The following is a 1,962-nucleotide window of genomic DNA, read 5'->3' as shown; positions in this document are numbered from 1 at the left end:
CTCTTACAGCCACTCCCGATCAGCAGGCTCACCCCCGAGGGGGCGGCCGGCGCTGCCGGGTCCACTTACGAGTCCGACCAGCCATAGGAAGAGCTGGTCTTCAAAGACTCCTTAGAAAGGAGGTGATCCAGCCGCACCTTCCGGTACGGCTACCTTGTTACGACTTCGTCCCAATCGCCAGCCCCACCTTCACTCATTCCCTCCCCGAAGGGTTAGGCCACAAGTTTCGGGTGTTGCCGACTTTCATGACGTGACGGGCGGTGTGTACAAGGCCCGGGAACGTATTCACCGCGGCGTTGCTGATCCGCGATTACTAGCGACTCCACCTTCATGGGGTCGAGTTGCAGACCCCAATCCGAACTGAGACCGGCTTTTAGGGATTCGCTCCACCTTGCGGTCTCGCACGCCCATTGTACCGGCCATTGTAGCATGTTTGCAGCCCAAGACATAAGGGGCATGATGACTTGACGTCGTCCCCACCTTCCTCCGAGTTGACCCCGGCAGTCTCCTATGAGTCCCCACCATGACGTGCTGGCAACATAGAATAGGGGTTGCGCTCGTTGCGGGACTTAACCCAACATCTCACGACACGAGCTGACGACAGCCATGCACCACCTGTCACCCACCAACTAAATGACCCTGTATCTCTACAGGTCCACGGGCGATGTCAAACCTTGGTAAGGTTCTTCGCGTTGCGTCGAATTAAGCAACATGCTCCGCCGCTTGTGCGGGCCCCCGTCAATTCCTTTGAGTTTTAGCCTTGCGGCCGTACTCCCCAGGCGGGGCGCTTAATGCGTTAGCTGCGGCGCGGAAACCGTGGAAAGTCCCCACACCTAGCGCCCAACGTTTACGGCATGGACTACCAGGGTATCTAATCCTGTTCGCTCCCCATGCTTTCGCTCCTCAGCGTCAGGTAAGGCCCAGAGACCCGCCTTCGCCACCGGTGTTCCTCCTGATATCTGCGCATTTCACCGCTACACCAGGAATTCCAGTCTCCCCTACCTACCTCTAGCATGCCCGTATCCACTGCAGAACCGGAGTTAAGCCCCGGTCTTTCACAGCAGACGCGACACGCCGCCTACGAGCTCTTTACGCCCAATAATTCCGGACAACGCTCGGACCCTACGTATTACCGCGGCTGCTGGCACGTAGTTAGCCGGTCCTTATTCCCCACCTACCGTCAACCCCCAGAGAACTGGGAGCCTGCGTTGGTGGTAAAAGAGGTTTACAACCCGAAGGCCGTCATCCCCCACGCGGCGTCGCTGCGTCAGGCTTTCGCCCATTGCGCAATATTCCCCACTGCTGCCTCCCGCAGGAGTCTGGGCCGTGTCTCAGTCCCAGTGTGGCCGGTCGCCCTCTCAGGCCGGCTACCCGTAATCGCCTTGGTAGGCCGTTACCCCACCAACAAGCTGATAGGCCGCGAGCCCATCCCCGACCGAAAAACTTTCCACACACCGCCATGAGGCGGTGTGTCGTATCCGGTATTAGACGGCGTTTCCACCGCTTATCCCGGAGTCGGGGGCAGGTTGCTCACGTGTTACTCACCCGTTCGCCGCTCGTGTACCCCGAAGGGCCTTACCGCTCGACTTGCATGTGTTAAGCACGCCGCCAGCGTTCGTCCTGAGCCAGGATCAAACTCTCCATAAAGGTCATACCATCCGTCCCGGCGACCGTGAGGTCGGCCTGGGGCGGATAAACCTAGAAGTAATCCTGACCAACCAGGTTGCCCTGGTTAATCAAAGGAACCCTTCACACCGAACCACTGTTCGGGTGACGGGGCCAAAACAAACATGGCTTAAAGAAAATCAAACACGCGCTGTTGAGTTCTCAAGAAACAACCGCTCTTCCCGTACAAGCGCCAGCCGTTCCGGCCGTCTGCTCTTCCGTGGAAGGCGTCTGCGTTTCCGCTTTGTTGTGTCTTTACTTTATCAGGTGTTCCGCGCCCCGCCAAATCGGCGGTTT

1 rRNA gene is annotated in these 1,962 nt (G+C 58.4%); it reads right to left on the bottom strand.

Going from position 1 to position 1,962, the window contains the following annotated elements:
- Positions 1 to 115: 115 nt before the first annotated feature.
- Positions 116 to 1,647, bottom strand: a 16S ribosomal RNA gene (locus tag ACWGL3_RS31265).
- Positions 1,648 to 1,962 lie beyond the last annotated feature (315 nt).

Source organism: Nocardiopsis sp. NPDC055824, assembly GCF_053616335.1.
Note: the sequence above shows the minus strand (reverse complement) of the source record. Positions and strands in the feature narration are given on the sequence as shown.